Source organism: Enterobacter sp. JS8-1, from assembly GCF_049187015.1.
Classification (GTDB): domain Bacteria; phylum Pseudomonadota; class Gammaproteobacteria; order Enterobacterales; family Enterobacteriaceae; genus Enterobacter; species Enterobacter mori.
This window is the reverse complement of record NZ_CP185805.1, coordinates 842325-866564: the sequence shown is the minus strand read 5'-3', so window position 1 is coordinate 866564 and position 24240 is coordinate 842325. Positions and strand designations below refer to the sequence as shown.

Sequence of the window (24240 nt, the reverse complement as noted above, 5' to 3'; positions counted from 1 at the left end):
TCCTTTGCAGCGAATTATTACCAGGTTTTACCAATGTTAAACTGGAATTGCTCCGCTTTGTCTCCATCGTATTTCTTAAACGGCTGGGCGTAAGAGAAGACCAACGGCCCCAGCGGTGACATCCATTGTAATGCGATACCTGCGGACATGCGAATGTTGCCCGGATCGCTGTAGTCTGGAACACCTGCCGCACGCATCTGAGCGGTATTCTCCCAGTTGGTATCCCACACCGTACCCGCATCCATAAAGAAGGAGGTACGGACAGAGTTCGCGTACTTGTCGCTGATAAACGGCGTAGGCGTGATGAACTCAAGGCTCGCCACGGCCATAGCGTTACCGCCGACTGCATCATCAGAGCTACACACTTGTTTTGGATCACGGCTTGCGCAGTTATCTTCGTCATTACCGCCGTAGTAGACCGCTTTCGGACCAATGTTATTGGACTGGAAGCCACGAACGGTGCTGGAACCACCCGCATAGAAGTTCTCATAGAACGGCAACTCTTTACTGCCAATCCCGTCACCGTAGCCCCAACGAGTACGACCCAGGACAACCCACTTGTGGTCATCATCAATTGGGAAGTAAGACGCCGTGTCCAGCGTCAACTTGTAGAACTCGTTATCAGAGCCAGGAATGGTCACTTTACCGTTCAGATTGACGCGAGAACCTTCCGTAGGGAAGTAGCCACGGTCAAGGCGGTTATATGTCCAGCCGTAGTTGAAGGTGAAGTCATCCGCCGCGAAACCGTTGTCATCGCTGGATGTACTTGCCGACTGGCCAATGGAATCCAGATAACGCCACATCGCCACCTGAGGCTGCATGTTGGACAGGTCGTTATGCACATAACCTAAGCCCGCACGCAGAGTGTTGTATTCGTTCACCGGGAAGCCGAGCGTACCGTCTACACGGTAACTCTTGTTGGTATAGGAGGACAGATCCGCGTCGTCTGCTTTAAAGTCGTTATAGAAGATACGACCACCCAGGCTCACACCGTCAACGGTGAAGTATGGGTTTGTGACAGAAAACTCAGAGTAGGTCTGGTAGTCGTTTTTGGTACCGTTGATACCAACAGAGTACCCCGTACCCAGCCAGTTATCCTGCTGAACACCGACCTGGAAGCTCACACCGCTTTCAGTACCGTAGCCCACACCGAAGTTGAAGCTACCGGTGTTACGCTCTTTTACTTTATAAACGACATCAACCTGATCCGGGCTGCCTGGTACACGCTGGGTATCAGTATCAACCGTCTCGAAGTAACCCAGACGATTCAGACGCTCTTTACCCTGGTCAACCAGGTCGCTACCCAACCACGCCCCTTCCATCTGGCGCATTTCGCGGCGCAGAACGGAATCTTTAGACGTATCGTTACCTTCGAAGCGGATCTTACGCACGTAGAAACGGTTACCCGCATCAACGTTCACGTGCAGCTTAACGGTTTTCTCTGCGTCGTTGATTTCCGGCTGAGTTTGTACGCGCGGATAGGCGTAACCATAGCGGCCGAGCAGCTTTTTAATACTGTCTTCCATTTTGGTGACTTTAGAACCGCTATACAGATCGCCTGGCTGAATTTTGGTCAGCGACTCAATCTCAGCAGAATGCCCCGCCAGGTTTCCACTTACTTCAACGCCAGAAAGCTTGTATTGATCGCCTTCTGTGATGTTAACCGTAATGTAGATCCCTTTCTTGTCCGGAGTCAGACTGACCTGAGTTGAATCAATGTTGAAACGGGCATAACCGCGATCCAGATAATAGCTGCGCAGGGTTTCAAGGTCGCCTGCCAGTTTCTGTTTCTGGTATTTACGATCGCCCACCACGTTCCACCACGGCACTTCGTCACGCAGCTGGAACGTTGAGATCAGCTCGTCGGTGCTGAACGCGTGGTTACCCACAATGTTGATCTGTTGGATCTTCGCAGAAACACCTTCCTGGAAGACCAGTTTCAGGTCAACACGGTTACGCGGCAGCGGCGTCACTACCGCTTTCACGCTGGCGCTGTATTTACCGACACTGTAATAGAAGTCTTCCAGACCTTTTTCAATGTCTGCAAGGGTTGTGCGGTCCAGGGACTCCCCCACACGAACACCGGATGCTTCAAGGTTTTGCTTGAGCATGTCATCTTTCACCGACTTGTTGCCGGAGAAGGTGATACTGGCGATCGTTGGACGTTCTTTTACCTGAACCAGCAGCGTATCACCATCGCGCAGGACGCGGACGTCCTCAAAGTTGCCAGTGGCAAACAGAGCGCGGATGGTGTTACTGATGTCTTCATCATTAACCGTATCGCCGGGGCGCACAGGCATACTGAGGAGGGCCGCACCAACGGCGACACGCTGAAGGCCTTCGAAATGAATATCTTTCACTACGAACCCGTCAGCACCGTATACGGTGGCGCTGCTAAACAGCAGCGACGCTATGAGCAACTTTTTCATCGCCATCGTTATTATGCGTTCTTCCTAACTAACTCTCTTACAACCGAGAGAAATCATTGAAAAGTGCAAGCCCCATTAACAGCACCAGCAAAATCGAGCCAATGCGATAACTAAAGTCTTGAACTCGCTCGGATACCGGTCCGCCTTTTAGCTTTTCAATGGCTAAAAACAGCAGATGGCCCCCGTCTAATACGGGAAGCGGGAACAGGTTGATTATCCCGAGGTTCACGCTAATGAGCGCGAGAAACATGAGATAGTAAATCACCCCGAACTCCGCTGACATCCCAGCCCCCTGAGCAATCGAAATAGGCCCACTGAGGTTGTTCAGTTTCACATCACCGGTTATCAATTTCCCCAACATGTTTACCGTCAGCTTCATCAGTTGCCATGTTTTATCCGTGGCTTCAAGGATGGCGCTGAACGGCCCATACTGGCGTATTGTCTTGTACTCATCTGGCAGTGGGATCACTTTCGGCACTACGCCTGCAAACCCTTCTGCCTTTCCGCTGCTCGATTTGGTATCCGGAATCAGCGTCAGTGAGAGCGGACTCCCCTGTCTTTCCACTTCCAGCGCGAGCGATGTACCCGGATTATCGCGTACCAGAGTAACAAAGGTCATCCATTGTGTTAATGGTTGACCATCGACTTTAACGATCCTGTCGCCCGCTTGCAAACCCGCTTTACTCGCTGCGGAGTTAGCCTGTACTTCGGCTAATACCGGTTCGATTTGCGCGCTGCGCGGCCGAATCCCCAGAGCGGAAACGGGATCTTCTTTGTCGGGTTCGAAACTCCAGTGGCGTAAATCCAGCACTTTTTCCTGCCGCTGGTCTGATCCAAAAGGCGACACGCTGACAGTCGTCTTCTCATCACCAATTTTCGCAACCAGCTGCAATCGCACGGCATCCCAATCAGGGGTTTCGATGCCATCAATCGCTTTAAGTTCCATCCCAGGTGCAATTTGCCCACTCGCTGCAATAGAGCCAGGGGCAATTTCACCGACAACCGGACGCACGCCAGGGACACCGATGATAAACACCAGCCAGTAAGCGAAGATAGCAAAGATGAAATTGGCTACCGGACCGGCAGCAATGATGGCAGCACGTTGCCCAACGGTTTTGTTGTTAAACGCGCTGTGTCTCAGTTCTGGCGCAACAGGCTCGACGCGCTCGTCGAGCATTTTGACGTAGCCGCCCAGCGGAATAAGGGCGATGACAAACTCGGTGCCATGGCGATCGGTACGCTTCCAGAGCGATTTACCAAACCCGATGGAGAATCTCTCCACCCGCACGCCACAGCGTCGAGCAACCCAGAAATGGCCAAATTCATGCACGGTAATCAGTACACCCAGTGCAACAATGAACGCCGCCAGATTCCAGAGAATGCTCAGCATAAAACCTTCCGTTAAATCGTCCCGAATACCAGTAAAAGCAAGCAAGCAAACACTGGAACAGCCGCCGTCAGGCTGTCAATGCGATCCAGTATCCCGCCATGACCTGGAATTAAGTGACCACTGTCTTTAATCCCTGCTTCACGCTTGAACATACTTTCGGTGAGATCACCCAGCACCGAGGCCAGCGCAGCGAAAATTGAGCACACCAGCAATGTTGACGGTGCAACCTCCAGATTCGCCCAGAGGCCATAACCCCAGGAGATGATCGCCGCCGTAAACAGGCCGCCGATGAATCCTTGCCAGGTTTTACCCGGGGAAACCTTCGGCGCCAGTTTATGTTTGCCGAACAGTTTACCAAACATATAGGCTCCAGAGTCAGCCCCCCAGACGAGAATCATCACATAAAGCAGCCAGAGGGCACCGCTATAGTGGTTTTCGTCATAGTGCCAGGCGCGCAGCGCGACCATACCCCAGAAAAATGGAACAATTGTGAGCAGACCAAAAATAAGGCGCAACACTTTAGAATTTCGCCACAGCGCCGCAGAGCCGGGATAAAAAAGCACCAACACAAGCGCAGCAACCCACCATGCCAGCGATACCCATAAGGATCCGGCAACCAGCGGTTGGTGAATATCGTGATGATATTCAGGCAACGTGAACAGCATCAGGGCCAGGATAAAGCCACAAAGCACCGCCAGCCATACCCGCTGTGTGCGCGAGGTAAAGCCGCTAAACTGTCCCCATTCCCAGGCGGCAAGCATGCACACCACCAGCGTAACAATCGCGAATCCCACTGGGGGCAGTAAAAACAGCGCCGCAATGACAATGGGTATTAATACAAAAGCGGAAATCAGGCGATACTTCAGCAAAAGCTACCCCCATCAGGCTTTGTCGCCACCAGGCTCGGTGCCGCCGAAACGACGCTCTCGATTGGCAAAGGCATGCAGCGCACCTTCAAAGTCTTGTTCATCAAAATCGGGCCAAAGAACATCAGTAAAGTAAAGTTCGGCGTAGGCGATTTGCCAAAGCAAAAAGTTACTTATGCGGTGTTCTCCCCCTGTCCTTATTACCAAATCCACAGGCGCCAGTTCATTCATGCAGATTTGCCGACTGAGCGCCTCTTCATCAATTTGGTCGGGTCTCAACAGCCCTTCCTGAACCTGCTCGGCAAGATGCCGAACGCCCTGAATAATATCCCAGCGTCCGCCGTAATTCGCCGCGATATTGAGCGTCAGGCCGGTATTATTTTCCGTCAGCGCTTCTGCTTTGCGAATCCGTTCCTGCAAACGTGAGTTAAAACGACTGGTTTCGCCAATAATACGCAGGCGGACGTTGTGGCGGTGCAGGCTTTTTACTTCGCTATCGAGCGCCCACACAAACAGTTCCATCAACGCAGTCACTTCCTGCGGTGGTCGATTCCAGTTCTCACTGCTAAAAGCATAGAGCGTTAACGCATCAATGCCGTTATTGGCGGCAAAAGAAACGGCGCGGCGAACGGACTTCGCCCCCGCTTTATGCCCAAAGGCTCGTATCTTCCCTTGTCTTTTCGCCCAGCGGCCGTTGCCATCCATGATGATTGCTACATGACGACAGCCATGCGCTGGCAAGTTTTCGCTCATTGGTTGATTCGCAGACAACATAACGCGTTTTTAGTCCCTGAAAAGGATTTAACGGTACACAGGAATACTGAAGCCTATACATAAAAAAGCCGTGTCAAACCACGGCTTACCTGACCACATAAAGTCAAATACCTGCGATCAGGTGGCGCAGACTATATCACTGAAGCACAACGCTAACAAATAGCACGACGACTAGTGGCTGCTTTATCACCAGCTTGCGAGACGTGTCACCAGTTTACGCGCAACAATGCGAGCCTCTGCATCGACCGCCAGCACCTCTTCCACGCTTTGTGGCTCGCGCAAATCCATCAATTCAAGCACTGAAAGATTCATTGCTGCGATATCGGTAAAGCGGATCTGCTGATTCAGAAATGCCTCAACGGTCTCTTCATTCGCTGCATTCAGTGCCGTCGTCGCCGCCTGCCCTTGGTCAAAGGCCGTCATCGCGAGCTTAAGGCAAGGGTAACGGTCGTAATCAGGCTCGCTAAAGGTCAGTGAACTCAGCTTGCAAAAATCGAGCGGTTTTGCCCCGGATGTCACACGGTTTGGCCACGCCATGGCGTGAGCAATAGGCGTGCGCATATCCGGTTCGCCCAACTGAGCAAGCACGCTGCCATCCTGATAGCGCACCATAGAGTGAATCACCGATTGCGGGTGGATCAGCACTTCCATCTGTGTCGCTGACGCATTAAACAGCCAGCGCGCTTCAATGTATTCCAGACCTTTATTCATCATGGTGGCTGAATCAACGGAGATCTTACGACCCATCGACCAGTTCGGATGACGGCACGCCTGATCCGGCGTCATTGCGCTCAGTTCTGACAGTGGCGTTTCACGGAACGGGCCACCAGACCCGGTGAGCAGAATCGACACAACGCCATTCTGCTCCAGGTCAGCGTACCCCAGGTTCTGTTGAAAAGGTTGCGGCAAACTCTGAAAAATGGCGTTGTGTTCACTATCAACCGGTAAAAGACGTGCTCCGCGCTGCTTGACCGCCTCCATAAACAGGCGTCCGCAGGTCACCAGCGACTCTTTATTCGCCAGCAGAACATCTTTACCGGCATCAATAGCAGCAAGCGTCGGCAGGAGCCCAGCCGCCCCAACGATGGCGGCCATCACCTGATCGACCTCATCCAGCGCCGCCATCTCGCATTCCGCCTGCTGACCGCTGAGCACCTCGGTGCGGCTGCCCTTTTCCTGCAGCTGCGCTTTCACCTGCCGAGCACTCTCTTCGTCATCCATCACCGCAAAGCGGGGCGTAAACTCCAGACACTGCTCCACCATGCGCTGCACGTTTTTACCGGCCACAAGGGCGGTCACGGTGTAGCTTTCAGGATTATGGCGAACCACGTCAAGAGTGCTGCAACCGATAGAGCCAGTTGAGCCAAGGAGTGTTAAATGCTTCATGAGATGCCCGGAAAAAAGTTAGACCAGATAAAAGCAAAACGCCGCCAGTAAGACACAACGTCCCCTGAACGGCGTTTATCAGTGTACGACAGAAATCAGAACTGCATCAGTTCCGCTTCTTTATCTGCCAGCGCCGCATCAATTTTCTTGATAGCCGCGTCAGTCATCTTCTGCACGTCATCCTGGGAACGACGGTCATCATCTTCGCTGATCTCTTTTTCTTTCAGCAGCGCTTTCACTTTATCGTTCGCGTCGCGGCGTACGTTACGTACGGAAACACGACCTTGCTCAGCTTCACCGCGCACCACTTTGATCAGGTCTTTACGACGTTCTTCGGTCAGTGCAGGCAGCGGAACGCGAATGTCAGCACCCGCAGAGCTTGGGTTCAAACCGAGGTCAGACGCCATGATCGCTTTCTCAATAGCCGGGCTCATTGAACGATCGAATACGTTGATTTTCAGCGTACGGGTATCTTCTACGGTAACGCTCGCCAGCTGACGCAGTGGAGTTGGCGTACCGTAGTATTCTACGATGATGCCATCCAGCAGGCTTGGAGAAGCACGGCCAGTACGGATTTTGCTGATTTGGTTTTTGAACGCTTCTACGCATTTATCCATGCGTACTTCAGCATCTTTTCTGATGTCGTTAATCACGTTACGGATCCTTGAAAACTTGTCTCAGGCAGACTAACCGCCAGCACAGCGCTACAGGTGTGCTAAGTATAGTCGCGTTTAATTCATGACAACGCCAAAGGCGCGTCCGGGTAAGATACCACTACAAAGTAAAGCGGAATCTTACCTGTATTTATCGCCGACGGAAATTATTCCGTGATCAAAGTGCCTTCTTTTTCGCCCATTACAACGCGGCGCAGTGCGCCCGGCTTGTTCATGTTGAAGACACGGATCGGCAGTTTGTGGTCACGAGCCAGCGTGAAGGCGGCAAGATCCATTACTTTCAGCTCTTTATCGAGCACTTCGCTGTAGCTCAGCTGATCGTACATGGTCGCAGAAGGATCTTTTGCCGGATCGGCAGTAAACACGCCATCCACTTTAGTCGCTTTCAGCACCACATCGGCTTCGATTTCGATACCGCGCAGGCAGGCAGCGGAATCGGTGGTAAAGAACGGGTTACCCGTACCGGCGGAGAGGATCACCACGCGGTTATTGCGCAGCAGGCTGATGGCTTCTGCCCAGCTGTAGTTATCGCACACGCCGTTCAGAGGAATAGCGGACATCAGGCGGGCGTTCACATAGGCGCGATGGAGCGCATCACGCATGGCCAGGCCATTCATCACGGTTGCCAGCATACCCATGTGGTCGCCCACAACGCGGTTCATCCCCGCTTTCGCCAGACCAGCACCACGGAAAAGGTTGCCACCGCCAATGACCACGCCAACCTGAATACCCAGTTCGACCAGTTCTTTGATTTCCTGTGCCATGCGGTCAAGGATGCTTGCGTCAATACCGAAGCCTTCCGTTCCCTGCAGCGCTTCGCCACTCAGCTTAAGCAGAATGCGTTTGTACACGGGTTTTGCATTGGTAGCCATGTTTCTTTCCTGAGACTGTCAACGATTAAGATGGGGTTAATTCTGGCGACATGTTATGCCGCAAACCAGCGCAGGGATACAGTAACCTGTCTGATTTTGTATGACGGGTGACAAAAAGAAGCCGCCCTCAGGCGGCTCCTTTTCAATCATTAAGACTGCTTGGACATTGCAGCAACTTCTGCTGCGAAGTCAGTCTCAACTTTCTCGATGCCTTCGCCCACTTCGAAGCGGATGAAGCCAGTTACGTCAGCGTTGTGCTCTTTCAGCAACTGAGCAACAGACTTGCTTGGATCCATAACGAAAGGCTGGCCAGTCAGAGAAACTTCGCCGGTGAATTTCTTCATGCGGCCTTCAACCATTTTCTCTGCGATTTCTTTAGGCTTACCAGACTGCATCGCGATGTCCAGCTGAACCTGGTACTCTTTCTCTACCACTTCAGCAGACACGTCTTCTGGCTTAACGAATTCTGGCTTGCTTGCAGCGATGTGCATTGCCAGCTGTTTAACCAGCTCTTCATCAGCGCCTTTAGCCGCAACCAGAACACCGATACGAGCGCCGTGCTGGTAAGAACCCAGAACGTCGCCTTCCAGGGAAGATACGCGACGGATGTTGATGTTCTCACCGATTTTAGCAACCAGCGCAACACGCTCTTCTTCGAACTGTGCTTTCAGAACTTCAACGTCAGTGATTTTGCCCGCTACAGCTGCGTCCAGTACTTTGTTCGCAAATGCCTGGAAACCGCCATCTTTAGCAACGAAGTCAGTCTGGCAGTTAACTTCCAGAATGATACCGTAGGTGCCGTCGATTTTAGTGATGATCACGCCGTCAGCAGCAACGTTGCCTGCTTTCTTAGCTGCTTTGATCGCACCGGATTTACGCATGTTTTCGATTGCCAGCTCAATGTCGCCGTTCGCTTCAGTCAGCGCTTTTTTGCAATCCATCATGCCTGCGCCAGTACGCTCGCGCAGCTCTTTTACCAGGGATGCGGTAATTTCAGCCATTCTTAAATCCTCGGGAGATGTGAACTGCCCGGCCATAAGCCAAACAGTATAAATTGAAAAAAGGGGCCGATAATTGGCCCCTATTCATACACGGTACTAATAAGGGGTAAAACCTTATTATTCAGCTTCTACGAAGCTTTCTTCCGCCTGAGAAGCCAGATCCTGGGAACGGCCTTCACGAACGGTAGCAGCTACAGCGCTCAGGTACAGGCTAACAGCACGGATTGCGTCGTCGTTACCCGGGATAACGAAGTCAACACCGTCCGGATCGGAGTTGGTATCAACGATAGCGAATACCGGGATACCCAGGTTGTTAGCTTCTTTGATTGCGATGTGCTCGTGGTCTGCATCGATTACGAACAGCGCGTCTGGCAGGCCGCCCATATCTTTGATACCGCCCAGGCTGTTTTCCAGCTTGTCCAGTTCACGAGTACGCATCAGCGCTTCTTTCTTAGTCAGCTTATCGAAAGTACCGTCCTGAGACTGGGTTTCCAGATCTTTCAGGCGTTTGATGGACTGACGAACAGTTTTCCAGTTGGTCAGCATGCCGCCCAACCAGCGATGGTTCACGAAGAACTGGTCGCAGCTATTAGCAGCATCTTTCACAGCTTCGCTTGCAGCGCGCTTAGTACCAACGAACAGAATCTTACCTTTACGGGAAGAGATCTTGTTCAGCTCAGCCAGGGCTTCGTTGAACATTGGTACAGTTTTCTCAAGGTTGATGATGTGAACTTTGTTACGTGCGCCGAAGATGAAAGGCTTCATTTTCGGGTTCCAGTAACGGGTCTGGTGACCAAAGTGAACACCAGCCTTGAGCATGTCGCGCATGGAAACAGTTGCCATGTTTAAAACCTCTATAGTAAAAGTTGGGGTTATGCCTCCACGTATCCCATATTACCGACCCCAAAGGGCACCCCGGAATATGTGCCGATACGTGTGTGTTGTTACACAAAGTGAGATTTGTCGCTTCCGTCCAGCCTGTGTATCTGAAATGGATCGGAAGTCCGGCGCGCTTTATACCACAAAACACGGCCAGAAACCAATAATTGTTGACGGTGTGTGCTGTTAATGATTCTCAATTTGGCAGTGGGTGCGCCAGACTGTTACCATTGACGACACTTGAACTAGTATTGTCGAAAAAATCGACACCGATGGACAGATTACATGGCTATCTCTATTAAGACTCCTGAAGAAATTGAAAAGATGCGCGTCGCCGGTCGTCTGGCCGCTGAAGTGCTGGAAATGATCGAGCCGTTCGTGAAGCCGGGCGTCAGCACCGGCGAGCTGGATCGCATCTGTAATGACTACATCGTCAACGAGCAGCACGCGGTCTCCGCCTGCCTCGGCTACCACGGTTTTCCAAAATCCGTGTGCATCTCTATAAATGAAGTGGTTTGTCACGGCATTCCGGACGACGCAAAACTGCTGAAAGATGGCGACATCGTTAACATCGACGTGACCGTCATTAAAGACGAATACCACGGCGACACCTCTAAGATGTTCATCGTAGGCAAACCGACCATCCTCGGCGAGCGCCTGTGTAAAGTGACGCAAGAGAGCCTCTACCTGGCACTGAAGATGGTGAAACCAGGCATCCGTCTGCGCACTATCGGTGCGGCTATCCAGAAGTTCGTGGAAGCAGAAGGTTTCTCCGTGGTGCGTGAATACTGCGGGCACGGCATTGGTCGCGTCTTCCACGAAGAGCCGCAGGTTCTGCACTACGATGCGGATGACGGCGGCGTGGTGCTGCAGAAAGGCATGACCTTCACCATTGAGCCCATGGTCAACTCGGGCGATTACCGCATCCGCACCATGAAAGACGGCTGGACGGTGAAAACCAAAGACAGAAGCTTGTCTGCACAGTACGAGCATACTATTGTGGTAACAGACAACGGCTGCGAAATTATGACGTTGCGCAAGGATGACACCATCCCGGCGATACTGACGAACATTGAGTGATAAAAGAGCCGGCGAATGCCGGCTTTTTTAATGGCGATAGCTTTTTCTTATGGGTGGCGCACGATGAGTAATCTTTTACCCGAACAGTATGCTAACACAGCCCTTCCCACCCTTCCCGACCAGCCCGACAACCCGGGCGTCTGGCCGCCGCATGAGCTGAAGTGTGCCGATATTAAAGCACATATGGATGTCTTCCAGCGCTGGCTCAGTAGCGCGTTTGACGCTGGCATTTCCGCAGAGCAACTCATCGAAGCACGCACCGAGTTTATCGACCAACTGCTGCAACGCCTGTGGATCGATTACGGCTTCGGGCAGATTAGCGACGTAGCGCTGGTTGCCGTCGGGGGCTATGGTCGCGGTGAACTGCATCCGCTTTCCGATATCGACCTGCTGATCTTAAGCCGCAAAAAGCTGCCGGACGAACAGGCGCAAAAAATTGGCGAACTGCTGACCCTGCTCTGGGACGTGAAGCTGGAAGTGGGCCACAGCGTGCGCACCCTGGAAGAGTGTCTGCTGGAGGGGCTATCTGACCTGACCGTCGCCACCAACCTGATTGAAACCCGCCTGCTGATTGGCGACGTCGCGCTGTTCCTGGAGCTACAGAAACACATCTTCAGCGACGGCTTCTGGCCGTCAGAAAAGTTCTTCGCCGCGAAGGTCGAGGAGCAAAACCAGCGCCACCAGCGTTACCACGGCACCAGCTATAATCTTGAACCCGATATTAAAAGCAGCCCCGGCGGCCTGCGCGACATTCATACCCTGCAGTGGGTCGCCCGTCGCCACTTTGGCGCGACGTCAATGGATGAGATGGTCGGCTTCGGCTTCCTCACCGAGGCCGAGCGTAACGAGCTAAACGAGTGCCTGCACCTGCTGTGGCGCATCCGGTTTGCCCTGCATCTGGAAGTCACCCGCTACGATAACCGCCTGCTGTTTGATCGCCAGCTCAGCGTGGCTCAGCGCCTGAATTACCAGGGCGAAGGCAACGAGCCGGTTGAGCACATGATGAAGGATTTCTTCCGCGTCACCCGCCGGGTGACCGAGCTGAACCAGATGCTGCTGCAGCTGTTCGACGAGGCCATTCTGGCCCTGACGGCGGACGAAAAGCCGCGCCCGATTGATGATGAGTTCCAGCTGCGCGGGACGCTTATCGATCTGCGCGACGAAACGCTGTTTATCCGCGAGCCGGAAGCGATTCTGCGGATGTTCTATACCATGGTTCGCAACAGCACGATCACCGGGATCTACTCCACCACCCTGCGTCATCTGCGCCATGCGCGCCGCCACCTGACTCAGCCTTTGTGCTATATCCCGGAAGCGCGCGCCCTGTTCCTGAGCATGCTGCGCCACCCGGGCGCCGTCAGCCGCGGCCTGCTGCCGATGCACCGCCACAGCGTGCTGTGGGCGTATATGCCCCAGTGGTCGCATATTGTTGGTCAGATGCAGTTCGATCTTTTCCACGCTTACACCGTGGATGAACACACCATCCGCGTCATGCTCAAGCTGGAAAGCTTTGCGAAAGAAGAGACGCGATCCCGCCACCCGCTGTGCGTTGAACTGTGGCCACGCCTCTCCCATCCTGAACTGATCCTGATCGCCGCCCTGTTCCACGATATCGCCAAAGGTCGCGGCGGCGACCACTCGGTGCTGGGGGCGCAGGACGTGCTGAAATTTGCTGAGCTGCACGGGCTGAACTCACGCGAAACGCAGCTGGTGGCCTGGCTGGTCCGTCATCACCTGCTGATGTCGGTCACCGCACAGCGTCGTGATATTCAGGATCCTGAAGTGATCAAGCAGTTCGCCGAAGAGGTGCAAACGGAAAACCGCCTGCGCTATCTGGTCTGCCTGACGGTGGCGGATATTTGCGCCACCAACGAAACCCTGTGGAACAGCTGGAAGCAGAGCCTGCTGCGCGAACTGTACTTTGCTACCGAAAAACAGCTGCGTCGGGGTATGCAAAACACCCCGGACATGCGCGAGCGCGTGCGCCACCATCAGCTGCAGGCGCTGGCGCTGCTGCGGATGGATAATATTGATGAAGAGGCACTGCATCAGATCTGGGCGCGCTGTCGCGCCAACTACTTTGTGCGTCACAGCCCAAACCAGCTTGCCTGGCACGCGCGGCATCTGCTGAAGCACGATTTGTCGAAGCCGATGATCCTGCTCAGCCCGCAGGCCACGCGCGGGGGCACGGAGATCTTCATCTGGAGCCCGGACCGACCCTATCTGTTTGCCGCCGTCTGCGCCGAACTGGACAGGCGTAATCTGAGCGTTCACGACGCGCAGATTTTTACCACCCGCGACGGCATGGCAATGGACACCTTTATTGTGCTGGAGCCGGACGGCAGCCCGCTGTCGTCGGACAGGCATGAAGGGATTCGGTTTGGTCTGGAGCAGGCCATTACCCAGCGCAGTTGGCAACCGCCGCAGCCGCGTCGCCAGCCTGCAAAATTGCGTCATTTTACCGTCGATACCGAGGTCAATTTCCTGCCGACCCACACCGACCGTAAATCGTTCCTGGAGCTGATTGCGCTCGATCAGCCAGGGCTACTTGCCCGCGTCGGCCAGGTTTTTGCCGATCTGGGAATTTCGCTTCATGGCGCCCGAATTACAACCATTGGTGAGCGAGTAGAAGATTTATTTATAATCGCCACAGCGGACCGACGTGCCCTTAATAATGACCTGCAGCTTGAAGTGCAACAACGGTTGACAGCAGCCCTCAATCCAAACGATAAAGGGTGACGTGTTTTTTAGTGAAATGGAAAGAGTAAACAATGCAGCAGTTACAGAACGTTATTGAGTCCGCTTTTGAGCGTCGCGCCGAGATCACTCCGGCAAATGTGGATACCGTGACCCGTGAAGCGGTAAACCAGGTTATTTCCCTGCTGGATTCCGGCGCATTACGCGTGGCAGAAAAAATCGACGGTCAGTGGGTCACTCATCAATGGCTGAAGAAAGCCGTGCTGCTCTCTTTCCGTATCAACGATAACCAGGTTATCGACGGAGCAGAAAGCCGCTACTTCGATAAAGTGCCAATGAAATTCGCTGACTACGACGAAGCGCGCTTCCAGAAAGAAGGCTTCCGCGTGGTACCACCTGCGGCAGTGCGTCAGGGCGCGTTCATCGCACGCAATACCGTGCTGATGCCATCTTACGTAAACATCGGTGCTTACGTTGACGAAGGCTCCATGGTGGATACCTGGGCAACAGTCGGCTCTTGCGCGCAAATCGGTAAAAACGTTCACCTGTCCGGCGGCGTCGGCATCGGTGGCGTACTGGAGCCACTGCAGGCTAACCCAACCATCATCGAAGACAACTGCTTCATCGGCGCACGTTCCGAAGTGGTTGAAGGCGTGATCGTGGAAGAAGGCTCCGTGATCTCCATGGGCGTTTACATCGGCCAGAGCACCCGTATTTATGACCGCGAGACCGGTGAAGTTCACTACGGTCGCGTTCCAGCGGGTTCTGTGGTGGTTTCCGGCAACCTGCCGTCCAAAGACGGTAAATACAGCCTGTACTGCGCGGTTATCGTGAAGAAAGTGGATGCGAAAACCCGCGGTAAAGTGGGCATCAACGAGTTGCTGCGCACCATCGATTAATCGGGTATAACAAAAAGCGGGGGCAACCCCGCTTTTTTTGTATCTGAGGGTGGCGGAAATAGATTTTTTCGTTAATTATTCAAAGGTTATGTTGAGATCAAGGGTACCGCTATGTACGATAATCTGAAAAGTCTGGGCATTACCAATCCTGATGAAATTGATCGTTACAGCCTCCGTCAGGAAGCCAATAACGATATTCTTAAAATCTATTTTCACAAGGACAAAGGTGAGTTTTTCGCCAAAAGCGTGAAGTTTAAATATCCACGCCAGCGCAAAACCGTGGTGGCTGACGGCATCGGTCAGGGTTACAAAGAAGTACAGGAAATCAGCCCTAACCTGCGCTATGTGATCGATGAACTCGATCAGATCTGCCAGCGCGACCGTACTGAAGTCGATCTCAAGCGTAAGATCCTTGACGATCTGCGTCACCTTGAAAGCGTTGTGACGAATAAGATCAGCGAGATTGAAGCAGATCTTGAGAAGTTAACTCGCAACAAATAAGTTGGGTGCGGCCTGATGCCCTCACCCCGGCCCTCTCCCACAGGGAGAGGGCGAAAACCATCATGTAGGCCGGGTAAGGCGAAGCCGCCACCCGGCAAACAACATCATCGCTGCTCATCCAGCTGCAGCGCTACATACAGCAGCAGCCTGTCGTCAAAATTCCCCAGATCCAGCCCCGTCAGCTCCGAAATCCGGTTTAACCGATACTCCAGGGTATTACGGTGAATAAACAGCGCCTTCGAGGTCGCCAGCGGCTGCACGTTGTGACGGAACCAGGCCTGCAATGTGCGGCGCAGCAGGCCGTTGTTGTCCATGGCTTTCAGCCGCACTAATGGCCGCGCCAGCTCATTGGCCTGCCAGCCGCCGCGCAGGCTGTCGAGCAGCACCGGCAACATCAAATCCTGATAGAAATAACTGCGGCTTTCCGGCATACGCTGTTTACCCACCATCATGGTGGTGCGTGCGGTCCGCCAGGAGCGGGCGATACTGCCCGGCCCGGTAAAGTAATTGCCCAGCGCAACGCGAAAACGCAGCTGGCCGTTCTCCTGCATGCGTGCAATCAGCTGATCCACGCGGCGGCGATGGTCTTCTGCATCCCAGCGGCCAAACTGATTGAGCGCGGGTTTAAGCACCACCATTTCAGTCAGAGACACAATCGCCACCAGGTTATTGCGTTCCGGCGTCGCCAGCGCGTTTTGCAGTTGCTGCAGCTCTGCCATGGCGCTGTCCACGCCAAGCTGGCCGCTATCGACCTCAATCACCGCCACCACGCGCGGCTGGTTCAGATCGATCCCCAACCGCTGCGCCCATTCGCTGAGTGCAGGCGTGTGCTCATCCGCCTGTATAAGGTTCATGACCAGCTCTTCGCGCAGGCGGCTGTCCTGGGCGAGAAGGTGCATCAGGCGCGACTGCTCCAGCATCATCTCCGCCGTCATACAGACCAGCTCGCCGTATTTACGCAGCGACTCCGGCTCGCCGGTCAGACCGATTACCCCCACAATCTCACCTTCGAGGCGCAGCGGCAAATTGATGCCCTGACGTACGCCATGCAGATGTTTTGCTACCGCATCGTCGATATCTACCACGCGGCCCTGGGAGAGCACCAGCAATGCACCTTCGTGCAATTCCCCAATACGCTCGCGATCGCCGCTGCCGATAATGCGCCCGCGAGCATCCATCACGTTGATATTGGTATCAATGATGCGCATGGTGCGCGCCACGATATCCTGCGCCATTTTGGTATCAAGATGCCAGCCAGCCATGTAACCCTCCTGTGAGCAGAGCTCAAGCATAGGGAAGTTCAGCGATGGCTGCATTGTGCGAATGCACAAAGAGAGAGGGAGAAGTATGGAGTTGTGGTAACAGTCACAGAAACGAGAAAGCCCCTGCGAACAGGGGCTTGAGAGAATTACTGCATCAGCAGATAAAGCGAGGTATCCCCACGCTGGATATTCAGCGCCAGCACGGAAGGCTTGCTGTCGAGAATTTTGCGCAGTTCAGCGATGTTTTTCACCGGCTGCTGGTTAGCGCCCATGATCACATCCCCTTTTTTCAGGCCGATACGGGCTGCCGGTGAATTCGCTTTCACGTTGTTCACCACCACGCCTTTGTCTGCGCCTTTATTGCTCATCTCGGCACCTTCAATCCCGCTGAAGATGGTGCTGGAATCCACCTGATTCTGGCTGCTCTGCTGCAGCTCCAGGCTCACGTTAACCGGCTTACCGTCGCGCAGCAGGCCGAGGGTGACTTTGCTGCCAATCGGCATCGAGCCCACTTCGGCACGCAGGGCGGCAAAGCTGCTGATCGGTTTACCGTTCAGGGAGGTGATTACATCACCCGCTTTAATGCCCGCCTTCGCCGCAGAGGAATTCGGCATCACCTGGCTGACGAATGCCCCGCGCTGAGCGTCGACTTTCATTGCCTTAGCCAGTTCGGAGTTCAGCTCAGTTCCGAGGATACCCAGCTCGCCGCGTTTCACCTGGCCATACTGCACCATCTGCGCGGTAAGGTTTTTCACCATGTTACTTGGGATAGCAAAGCCGATCCCGATGTTGCCGCCGTCCGGTGCCAGGATAGCGGTGTTGATACCGATCAGTTCACCGTTCAGGTTCACCAGCGCACCGCCGGAGTTACCGCGGTTGATCGCCGCATCCGTCTGGATGAAGTTTTCGTAGTTTTCTGCGTTCAGGCCGCTACGACCCAGCGCAGAGACGATACCTGAAGTCACGGTTTCGCCCAGACCAAACGGGTTACCGATTGCCACGGTGTAGTCACCCACGCGCAGCGCGTCGGAATCGGCAAGCTTAATCGCCGTCAGGTTTTTCGGATCCTGAATCTGGATCAGCGCGATGTCGGAGCGCGGATCTTTACCCACGACTTTGGCATCGAACTTACGACCGTCGCTCAGCTGAACTTTAATGGTGCTGGCGTTATCCACAACGTGGTTGTTGGTTACCACGTAGCCTTTTGCGGCGTCAATGATGACACCCGAGCCAAGCGCCATGAATTTCTGCTGCTGGCCGCCGCCCTGGCTGTCATCTCCTGCCCCACCGCCCTGACAGAACGGGGAACTCTGGAATGGCGAACCGTCCTGGCAGAACGGCGAGTTGTCGCCGAAGAACTGCTGGAAGTTACGCGGCATGCGCGGCGTATTGACGGTCGTGCTGCCCTCAACGTTAATACTTACCACCGATGGCATCACTTTTTCGAGCATCGGTGCCAGGCTTGGCATCTGCTGCGCGGTTGCTGCTGACGACGCGGTCTCGGCTGCAGTAGCAGTCAGAGGAGACAGCGCTAAACCTAAACTCAGAGCCAGTGCACTCATTGCTAATGTGGTTTTTTTCATGTTTCTCAATCTCGATTTACCAGATAACGCAAAATTGCTGTGTAACTCAGATTCGTTTTATACCGCTTAGTTCCGGGATTAAGTTTATGGAAAAAGTAAAAATTTATTGGTCGTCTTTACAAAACTCAGCGCTTATTCCACGGCCATGAGTTTGCGGTATTCATCCCAGGCATACAAATCTGTCATGCCGCTGATATAGTCCTGGATAAGGCGACAGCGATAATAATATTCCATTACCGGCCATTCAGGAGAGTGGCGCGCCAGCTTACCAATCGCTTCGACATACGCCAGACGATGACGGGTAGAAAGTTTCTGATACAGCCGGGATTCGATAGGTATTCGCCGTACGCGCTCGTGTTCCACCAGCTCGCTGAATTCATCGACCGATAAGTGAAGCAACGGGGAATAAATTTCCAGTAACCCACTGATCACCCGGTATCCCTGCAGCTCTAATTGCTCCACGTCCGGATGGCTGAACACATGGCGCATCGCCACATGTTTATAAAGCTCAAGGAGTTGACTGAAACTGCTGTCATCTTCCAGCAGCGCGTGATTGAATTCCCCGCTGAAAATCAGCGGCAAATTATCAATAAAGCGCGACGCCGCGTAAGGCACCAGCTTATTTAATGTATTGACCCGCAAATACATAAAGAATTGATCTTCGGTACTGCGGCTGAGGGAATTCGAGCGCGATTTTTCCCAGGCATTTTCGACGACCTGAGAAAACAGCGACCCTTTTTCATGTTTACCCCAGGCATCATAAAGATGCTGATAAAGCTCCTCGACGCTGAATATTCTTTTCTCAACGGCGTCTTCCAGGTCGGCCACGCAATAGGAAATGTCATCGGCGGCTTCCATAATCCACGTCAATGGGAAACGCCCCTTTGGCGTTAATGAAAGTTCTTTACGCAGCCGCTCAATATAGGCCTCTTCGGAGAGATAGTAGCCCGGCTTTTTCATCAGGTAGCTGTGCGTGGCAGGCGTTTCTCCCATCCACCAGGCCGGGCGCGTGTATTTGAGTATGCAGCCCACCTGTGCCCACGTCAGGTTCATGCGCATCAGGGAGTGCACCAGGCGGATCCCCTGCGCGTTACCTTCAAAATGGCAGAGATCCTGACGGACTTTGCGACGCAGATCGTTAAGACTCTCTTCACCCTCACGCAGGCGTAAATCCCTCACCACGCAGCGATCGTCGCTCAGGGGCTGGCTTTTCGCGTCCAAAGGGAAAAGCCGCTGCTTAAACCAGTCGTTGATCGCCGCCTCGCCGAAATGCCCAAAGGGCGGGTTGCCGATGTCATGCATCAGGCAGGCCATCTCAACGATGCTTTCAAACGGCCCGGTCAGTTCATCCAGACCATAAGTTTCCAGCAGCCGCTGCTCTTTCAGGCGGCTCAAAATCTCTTTGGCAATGTACCGCCCAACCTGCTGAACTTCCATGGAGTGGGTTAAGCGCGTGCGCACCGCGGCGTTACGCTCCAGCGGGAACACCTGGGTCTTTTGCTGCAAGCGCCGGATAGCGGGCGAGTTAATGATCCTCCCGCGATCGCTCTCGAAGATACGCAGGATCTCATGTTCGCTCTTTTCGCCCTGCGGCGAACGGAAACGTCGGTGCCAGTTAATTTTGGTGCGAAAATCGATTGGTGCCATGTGCTCCCCCGCGTGAGAATGCGTTTCCCCTTAACCGCATGATAGACTATGCATCTTAACAAGGCACATCGCGAGTAAATCTATGAAAATCGGCATTATTGGTGCAATGGAAGAAGAAGTTACGCTGCTGCGTGACAAAATTGAGAACCGTCAGACTCTCTCTCTGGGTGGTTGTGAAATCTACACCGGCCAGCTGAACGGTGTTGACGTGGCTCTGCTGAAATCTGGCATCGGTAAAGTTGCGGCTGCGCTGGGTGCGACCCTGCTGCTCGAACGCTGCAAGCCGGACGTGATCGTTAACACTGGCTCTGCGGGCGGTCTGGCGCCGACGCTGAAAGTGGGTGATATCGTCGTTTCCGACGAAGCACGTTACCACGATGCCGACGTGACCGCCTTCGGCTACGAATATGGTCAGCTTCCGGGTTGCCCGGCCGGGTTTAAAGCCGACGACAACCTGATTGCCGCGGCAGAAAGCTGCATCGCAGAACTGAACCTCAACGCGGTACGCGGCCTGATTGTCAGCGGTGATGCGTTCATTAACGGCTCCGTGGGCCTGGCGAAAATCCGCCATAACTTCCCGCAGGCGGTTGCCGTTGAGATGGAAGCAACCGCGATTGCTCATGTTTGCCATAACTTTAGCGTACCGTTTGTGGTGGTTCGCGCGATCTCTGACGTGGCAGACCAGCAGTCCCACATTAGCTTTGACGAGTTCCTTGTTGTGGCGGCAAAACAGTCCACCGTGATGGTGGAGCGTCTGGTGCAGAAACTGGCTCGTGGCTAAACATACCGTCAGGGCGCTGGCCGCCCTGCTTCTTCTCGCACCGGCATGGCTTTTCGCCCTGCCGCGTGTGATTACTCTCTCCCCCGCGAATACCGAACTGGCCTTTGCTGCCGGGATCACCCCTGTGGGCGTGAGTAGCTTTTCGAATTATCCCCCCCAGGCCGCCAGCATTGAGCAGGTCGCGACCTGGCAAGGAATGAATCTCGAGCGCATTGTGGCGCTTAAGCCTGACCTCGTGCTGGCCTGGCGTGGCGGCAATGCCGAGCGGCAGGTCAACCAACTGACCTCACTGGGTATTAAGGTCATGTGGGTGGACGCAGTCAGTATTGAGCAAATCGCCCAGACGCTGCGCGAACTGGCCCCTTTTAGCCCCACGCCCAAAAAAGCCGAGGACGCTGCGAAACAGATGCTCAGCGACTATGCGGCGCTAAAATCCCGGTACAACACCCCCGCCAAAAAACGCATCTTCCTGCAATTTGGTAGCCAGCCGTTGTTCACCACCGGAAAAGGTTCGATTCAGAATCAGGTGCTGGAAATCTGCGGCGGCGAAAATATCTTTGCAGCCAGCCGGGTACCGTGGCCTCAGGTCAGCCGTGAACAGGTGCTTGCACGCCAGCCGCAGGCCATCGTCGTGGTCGGAAATGCGAGCGATATTCCTAAAGTTGAACACTTCTGGCAAAGCCAGCTTAAAATTCCGGTGATCCCGCTCAACGGTGACTGGTTTGAACGCGCCAGCCCGCGTATTATCCTCGCCGCAAAACAACTCTGTGCCGCGCTGGCAGAGAGTCACTAACATAGATAAATACTGTTCGAGGATTTAACGATGCTCGTGTATTGGCTGGATATTCTTGGCACAGCCGTTTTTGCTATCTCCGGCGTTTTACTCGCCGGAAAACTGCGCATGGATCCGTTTGGCGTGCTGGTACTGGGCGTTGTGACCGCCGTGGGCGGCGGAACAATCCGCGATATGGCGCTGGCGAATGGTCCGGTATTTTGGGTAAAAGATCCCACCGACCTGGTGGTGGCGATGGTCACCTGCATGTTGACCATTGTACTGGTTCGTCAACCCCGCAGATTACCCAAATGGATATTGCCGGTGCTGGATGCCGTCGGCCTCGCCGTGTTTGTCGGTATTGGCGTTAATAAGGCGTTTAATGCGGGTACCGGTCCGATGGTGGCGATCTGCATGGGTGTATTAACCGGCGTGGGCGGCGGGATCATTCGTGACATTCTGGCGCGTGAAGTGCCGATGATCCTGCGTACTGAAATTTACGCGACGGCCTGTATTGTAGGTGGAATTGTTCACGCCACCGCGTATTACACCTTTGCGGTCCCGCTGGAAAATGCCGCGATGCTGGGGATGGTCGTGACGCTGGTGATACGTTTAGCGGCGATACGCTGGCACCTGAAACTGCCGACGTTTGCGCTGGATGACAGGTAAACGCAAAACGGTAACCGCAAGGTTACCGTTTTAGTCTTTTCTCCCTCTCTCTGTGGGAGAGGGCCGGGGTGAGGGCACCAGCTCGCACCCTCTTAAATACTGAACGACGAACCACACCCACAGGTGCTTGTTGCGTTCGGGTTGGTCACCACAAAGCGCGAACCTTCCAGACCTTCGGTGTAATCAACCGAACCACCGACCAGGTATTGCAGGCTCATCGGGTCAACCACCAGCGCGACGCCCTGCTTCTCGATGGTCATATCGCCCTCGTTTACCTGGTCGTCAAAGGTAAAACCATACTGGAAGCCGCTGCAGCCACCACCGGTAATATAAACACGGAGTTTCAGTTCCGGATTGTCTTCATCGGCAATCAGGACTTTCACTTTTTTGGCTGCTGCTTCGGTAAATTCGAGCGGTACAGCTACTACGTCATCACTCATCTTATGCTCCCATGAATACTGCATACTGCTATTGGGTAAAAATCACCCAATTCTTTTTTTCATTATCTAATACCCTGGTAATTCATTCAAGTATTCTGCGTTGAGGCCCGTTCAGCCTCCTGTTTCGCCAGGGTCCGTGCAAGAATGGTGGAGTATAGCGGTTTTCCACCCAGGAATTGGGCTAATAGTGTCGCGCCGAGACAGGTAATGATCATTGGCAAAATGAGCTGGTAATTGTCCGTCATCTCAAGCACCAGCACGATCCCGGTCAAGGGTGCACGCAGGGACGCGGCGAGCAGCGCCCCCATTCCGGCGACGGCAAACGTCCCGGCTTCAAGATGATAGGCCGGGAAACCCACAGCCGCCGCCATGCCAAAAGCGGTTCCCAGCAGCGTGCCCAGCGCCAGCATCGGGGCAAAAATGCCGCCAGGCGCGCCGGAGGAGAAGCAGAGTACGGTAGTGATCACCCTCGAGATGAACATAAACAGCAAAAGACCAATACTGAAATTTCCCGCCGCCGCAATGGGGATAAGCCCAAAACCGCCACCTGCCGCGTTGGGTTCGATAAAGCCCAGAACCCCGCACGCGCCGCCAAGCAGCCCTCCCACCAGCACCCATTTGGTCGTGTTACCGCCGTGGATCCGCTGAAACATGTCCTGAGCACGTAAAATAAGGCTGTTAAACAGCGGACCAACAATGCCAAAAATCATGCCGAGGATCAGATACAGCCACAGCGTATTGACCGGCGCATTGGTGAGCTTCCCGACCTCGATGACCGCCCCTTCGCCATTGAAAAGGCGAAAGACGATACTCGACATGATCACCCCGGTAAACACCGCTTTTATCGAGATCAGGTTATAGCGAAACTGAGCGCGCATCTCTTCGATAATAAACAGGATCCCCGCCAGCGGAGCATTAAACGCGGCGGAAAGCCCTGCGGCGGCACCGGTTGCCAGCAGCGTATGGCGAGCTTCAGCGCTGCGCATCCTGAACAGATCGCTGACCATACGGCCAACATTACCGCCCAGTTGTACGGTCGGCCCTTCGCGCCCGAGCACCATTCCCGCACCAAGCGTGCCTAACCCACCGATAAACTTCACGGGAAGCACGCGCCACCAGCGGACCGGACGCAGCTCTTCGAGTGCCCCTTCTATTTCCGGGATCCCTGAACCGCCCGCTTCCGGGGCAAATTTCCGCACCAGAAAATAGCCCACCATGGCGAGCAGTGCAGATAAACCAAACGCCAGGATCCAGACCAGCCATTCGCGATCGGCGTAACCCGCAACGGTGCCAATACGCCAGTTAAGCACGCCATTGACGGCCTTTTCGAACGCGACGCCTACCAGCCCCGCCAGCGTTCCTACCACGGCAGCGCCCAGCAGAATCGCCAGCGGCGTCTTGTCGCGATTGAGCAGTCGTCGGATGCTGATACGGTGTCGCGCGCGCGCAAACTGTTGTTCTTCAAATGAGGGTGAGTCTGATTTCATTGCCTGTTCTTTTCGTCATACAAATCGCCGTCAGGATTTTACCAGAGACCGCCCCACCGTCTCCTGAAAATTACTTAACAAATCTTAAAGCATTGCCAGGGTAAAAATTTCATAACCATCCCCGAATCACTTAGAATAGTGTGCTTAATCA

21 protein-coding genes are annotated in these 24240 nt (G+C 54.1%); 7 read left to right on the top strand and 14 right to left on the bottom strand.

What is annotated here, in order from left to right; all coding sequences use genetic code 11:
- Positions 1-17: 17 nt before the first annotated feature.
- The 9 genes from bamA to rpsB form a co-directional block, all read right to left on the bottom strand.
- Positions 18-2435 carry an outer membrane protein assembly factor BamA gene (bamA, locus tag ACOQH0_RS04100; RefSeq protein WP_421511600.1) on the bottom strand — a complete coding sequence of 806 codons (2418 nt, stop codon included), beginning with the start codon at positions 2433-2435 and terminating at the stop codon, positions 18-20.
- Positions 2436-2466: 31 nt separating this feature from the next.
- Positions 2467-3819 (bottom strand): sigma E protease regulator RseP, encoded by a 1353-nt coding sequence (rseP, locus tag ACOQH0_RS04095; RefSeq protein ID WP_042719072.1) that lies wholly within the window; start codon positions 3817-3819, stop codon positions 2467-2469.
- A gap of 11 nt (positions 3820-3830) precedes the next feature.
- Entirely contained in the window at positions 3831-4688 is an 858-nt protein-coding gene (gene cdsA, locus ACOQH0_RS04090) for a phosphatidate cytidylyltransferase (protein ID WP_109081837.1), read from the bottom strand.
- Between the two features lie 12 nt (positions 4689-4700).
- A complete protein-coding gene (ispU, locus tag ACOQH0_RS04085) occupies positions 4701-5459 on the bottom strand; it encodes a (2E,6E)-farnesyl-diphosphate-specific ditrans,polycis-undecaprenyl-diphosphate synthase (protein WP_089599138.1) in 759 nt (252 codons plus the stop codon).
- A gap of 186 nt (positions 5460-5645) precedes the next feature.
- Positions 5646-6845: a 1-deoxy-D-xylulose-5-phosphate reductoisomerase gene (gene ispC / locus ACOQH0_RS04080; RefSeq protein ID WP_421511599.1), complete on the bottom strand. Its 1200-nt coding sequence runs from the start codon at positions 6843-6845 to the stop codon at positions 5646-5648.
- A gap of 95 nt (positions 6846-6940) precedes the next feature.
- Positions 6941-7498, bottom strand: a complete 558-nt coding sequence (frr, locus tag ACOQH0_RS04075) for a ribosome recycling factor (protein ID WP_006173607.1) — start codon at positions 7496-7498, stop codon at positions 6941-6943.
- A 167-nt stretch (positions 7499-7665) separates the two neighbouring features.
- Positions 7666-8391, bottom strand: coding sequence for a UMP kinase (gene pyrH / locus ACOQH0_RS04070; protein WP_006173609.1), 726 nt, complete (start codon positions 8389-8391; stop codon positions 7666-7668).
- Between the two features lie 149 nt (positions 8392-8540).
- Positions 8541-9392 (bottom strand): translation elongation factor Ts, encoded by an 852-nt coding sequence (gene tsf, locus ACOQH0_RS04065; protein WP_006173611.1) that lies wholly within the window; start codon positions 9390-9392, stop codon positions 8541-8543.
- A gap of 117 nt (positions 9393-9509) precedes the next feature.
- On the bottom strand, positions 9510-10235 hold the full coding sequence (gene rpsB, locus ACOQH0_RS04060) for a 30S ribosomal protein S2 (protein ID WP_003856207.1): 726 nt from the start codon (positions 10233-10235) through the stop codon (positions 9510-9512).
- A gap of 321 nt (positions 10236-10556) precedes the next feature.
- On the opposite strand from rpsB, the gene map reads away from it, so the two are divergent.
- From map to ACOQH0_RS04040, 4 genes are all read left to right on the top strand, one after another.
- The gene (gene map, locus ACOQH0_RS04055; protein ID WP_010426734.1) at positions 10557-11351 is read left to right on the top strand and encodes a type I methionyl aminopeptidase; all 795 of its coding nucleotides are present in this window, start codon (positions 10557-10559) and stop codon (positions 11349-11351) included.
- Positions 11352-11414: 63 nt separating this feature from the next.
- A complete protein-coding gene (gene glnD, locus ACOQH0_RS04050) occupies positions 11415-14090 on the top strand; it encodes a bifunctional uridylyltransferase/uridylyl-removing protein GlnD (protein WP_010426735.1) in 2676 nt (891 codons plus the stop codon).
- Positions 14091-14122: 32 nt separating this feature from the next.
- Positions 14123-14947 (top strand): 2,3,4,5-tetrahydropyridine-2,6-dicarboxylate N-succinyltransferase, encoded by an 825-nt coding sequence (gene dapD, locus ACOQH0_RS04045; protein ID WP_010426737.1) that lies wholly within the window; start codon positions 14123-14125, stop codon positions 14945-14947.
- A 111-nt stretch (positions 14948-15058) separates the two neighbouring features.
- Entirely contained in the window at positions 15059-15448 is a 390-nt protein-coding gene (locus ACOQH0_RS04040; RefSeq protein ID WP_010426739.1) for a DUF3461 family protein, read from the top strand.
- 104 nt (positions 15449-15552) lie between these two features.
- On the opposite strand, the gene ACOQH0_RS04035 is transcribed toward ACOQH0_RS04040, so the two are convergent.
- The 3 genes from ACOQH0_RS04035 to dgt form a co-directional block, all read right to left on the bottom strand.
- Positions 15553-16710: a CdaR family transcriptional regulator gene (locus tag ACOQH0_RS04035; RefSeq protein ID WP_010426741.1), complete on the bottom strand. Its 1158-nt coding sequence runs from the start codon at positions 16708-16710 to the stop codon at positions 15553-15555.
- A gap of 146 nt (positions 16711-16856) precedes the next feature.
- Positions 16857-18293, bottom strand: coding sequence for a serine endoprotease DegP (gene degP / locus ACOQH0_RS04030; RefSeq protein WP_010426743.1), 1437 nt, complete (start codon positions 18291-18293; stop codon positions 16857-16859).
- A 132-nt stretch (positions 18294-18425) separates the two neighbouring features.
- Entirely contained in the window at positions 18426-19940 is a 1515-nt protein-coding gene (gene dgt / locus ACOQH0_RS04025; protein ID WP_421511597.1) for a dGTPase, read from the bottom strand.
- Positions 19941-20022: 82 nt separating this feature from the next.
- On the opposite strand from dgt, the gene mtnN reads away from it, so the two are divergent.
- The 3 genes from mtnN to ACOQH0_RS04010 are packed head-to-tail and all read left to right on the top strand — an operon-like array spanning position 20023 to position 22162.
- A complete protein-coding gene (gene mtnN, locus ACOQH0_RS04020; protein WP_010426746.1) occupies positions 20023-20721 on the top strand; it encodes a 5'-methylthioadenosine/S-adenosylhomocysteine nucleosidase in 699 nt (232 codons plus the stop codon).
- Positions 20714-21514 (top strand): vitamin B12 ABC transporter substrate-binding protein BtuF, encoded by an 801-nt coding sequence (gene btuF, locus ACOQH0_RS04015; RefSeq protein WP_421511596.1) that lies wholly within the window; start codon positions 20714-20716, stop codon positions 21512-21514. Before mtnN ends, btuF begins: the two co-directional genes overlap by 8 nt.
- A gap of 30 nt (positions 21515-21544) precedes the next feature.
- Entirely contained in the window at positions 21545-22162 is a 618-nt protein-coding gene (locus ACOQH0_RS04010) for a TRIC cation channel family protein (RefSeq protein WP_089599142.1), read from the top strand.
- Positions 22163-22254: 92 nt separating this feature from the next.
- Here ACOQH0_RS04010 and erpA read toward each other — a convergent pair whose 3' ends face one another.
- Both erpA and clcA read right to left on the bottom strand, forming a co-directional pair.
- Positions 22255-22602, bottom strand: a complete 348-nt coding sequence (gene erpA / locus ACOQH0_RS04005; RefSeq protein ID WP_010426752.1) for an iron-sulfur cluster insertion protein ErpA — start codon at positions 22600-22602, stop codon at positions 22255-22257.
- Positions 22603-22688: 86 nt separating this feature from the next.
- Positions 22689-24089 (bottom strand): H(+)/Cl(-) exchange transporter ClcA, encoded by a 1401-nt coding sequence (clcA, locus tag ACOQH0_RS04000; protein WP_421511595.1) that lies wholly within the window; start codon positions 24087-24089, stop codon positions 22689-22691.
- Positions 24090-24240: the final 151 nt, after the last annotated feature.

Coding starts and splice junctions, on each gene's coding strand:
- ispC (WP_421511599.1), bottom strand. CDS start 6,845: ATGAAGCATTTAACACTCCTTGGCTCAACTGGCTCTATCGGTTGCAGC.
- pyrH (WP_006173609.1), bottom strand. CDS start 8,391: ATGGCTACCAATGCAAAACCCGTGTACAAACGCATTCTGCTTAAGCTG.
- mtnN (WP_010426746.1), top strand. CDS start 20,023: ATGAAAATCGGCATTATTGGTGCAATGGAAGAAGAAGTTACGCTGCTG.
- dapD (WP_010426737.1), top strand. CDS start 14,123: ATGCAGCAGTTACAGAACGTTATTGAGTCCGCTTTTGAGCGTCGCGCC.
- ACOQH0_RS04040 (WP_010426739.1), top strand. CDS start 15,059: ATGTACGATAATCTGAAAAGTCTGGGCATTACCAATCCTGATGAAATT.
- degP (WP_010426743.1), bottom strand. CDS start 18,293: ATGAAAAAAACCACATTAGCAATGAGTGCACTGGCTCTGAGTTTAGGT.
- ACOQH0_RS04010 (WP_089599142.1), top strand. CDS start 21,545: ATGCTCGTGTATTGGCTGGATATTCTTGGCACAGCCGTTTTTGCTATC.
- ACOQH0_RS04035 (WP_010426741.1), bottom strand. CDS start 16,710: ATGGCTGGCTGGCATCTTGATACCAAAATGGCGCAGGATATCGTGGCG.
- clcA (WP_421511595.1), bottom strand. CDS start 24,089: ATGAAATCAGACTCACCCTCATTTGAAGAACAACAGTTTGCGCGCGCG.
- rseP (WP_042719072.1), bottom strand. CDS start 3,819: ATGCTGAGCATTCTCTGGAATCTGGCGGCGTTCATTGTTGCACTGGGT.
- bamA (WP_421511600.1), bottom strand. CDS start 2,435: ATGGCGATGAAAAAGTTGCTCATAGCGTCGCTGCTGTTTAGCAGCGCC.
- erpA (WP_010426752.1), bottom strand. CDS start 22,602: ATGAGTGATGACGTAGTAGCTGTACCGCTCGAATTTACCGAAGCAGCA.
- rpsB (WP_003856207.1), bottom strand. CDS start 10,235: ATGGCAACTGTTTCCATGCGCGACATGCTCAAGGCTGGTGTTCACTTT.
- dgt (WP_421511597.1), bottom strand. CDS start 19,940: ATGGCACCAATCGATTTTCGCACCAAAATTAACTGGCACCGACGTTTC.
- tsf (WP_006173611.1), bottom strand. CDS start 9,392: ATGGCTGAAATTACCGCATCCCTGGTAAAAGAGCTGCGCGAGCGTACT.
- map (WP_010426734.1), top strand. CDS start 10,557: ATGGCTATCTCTATTAAGACTCCTGAAGAAATTGAAAAGATGCGCGTC.
- ispU (WP_089599138.1), bottom strand. CDS start 5,459: ATGTTGTCTGCGAATCAACCAATGAGCGAAAACTTGCCAGCGCATGGC.
- glnD (WP_010426735.1), top strand. CDS start 11,415: ATGAGTAATCTTTTACCCGAACAGTATGCTAACACAGCCCTTCCCACC.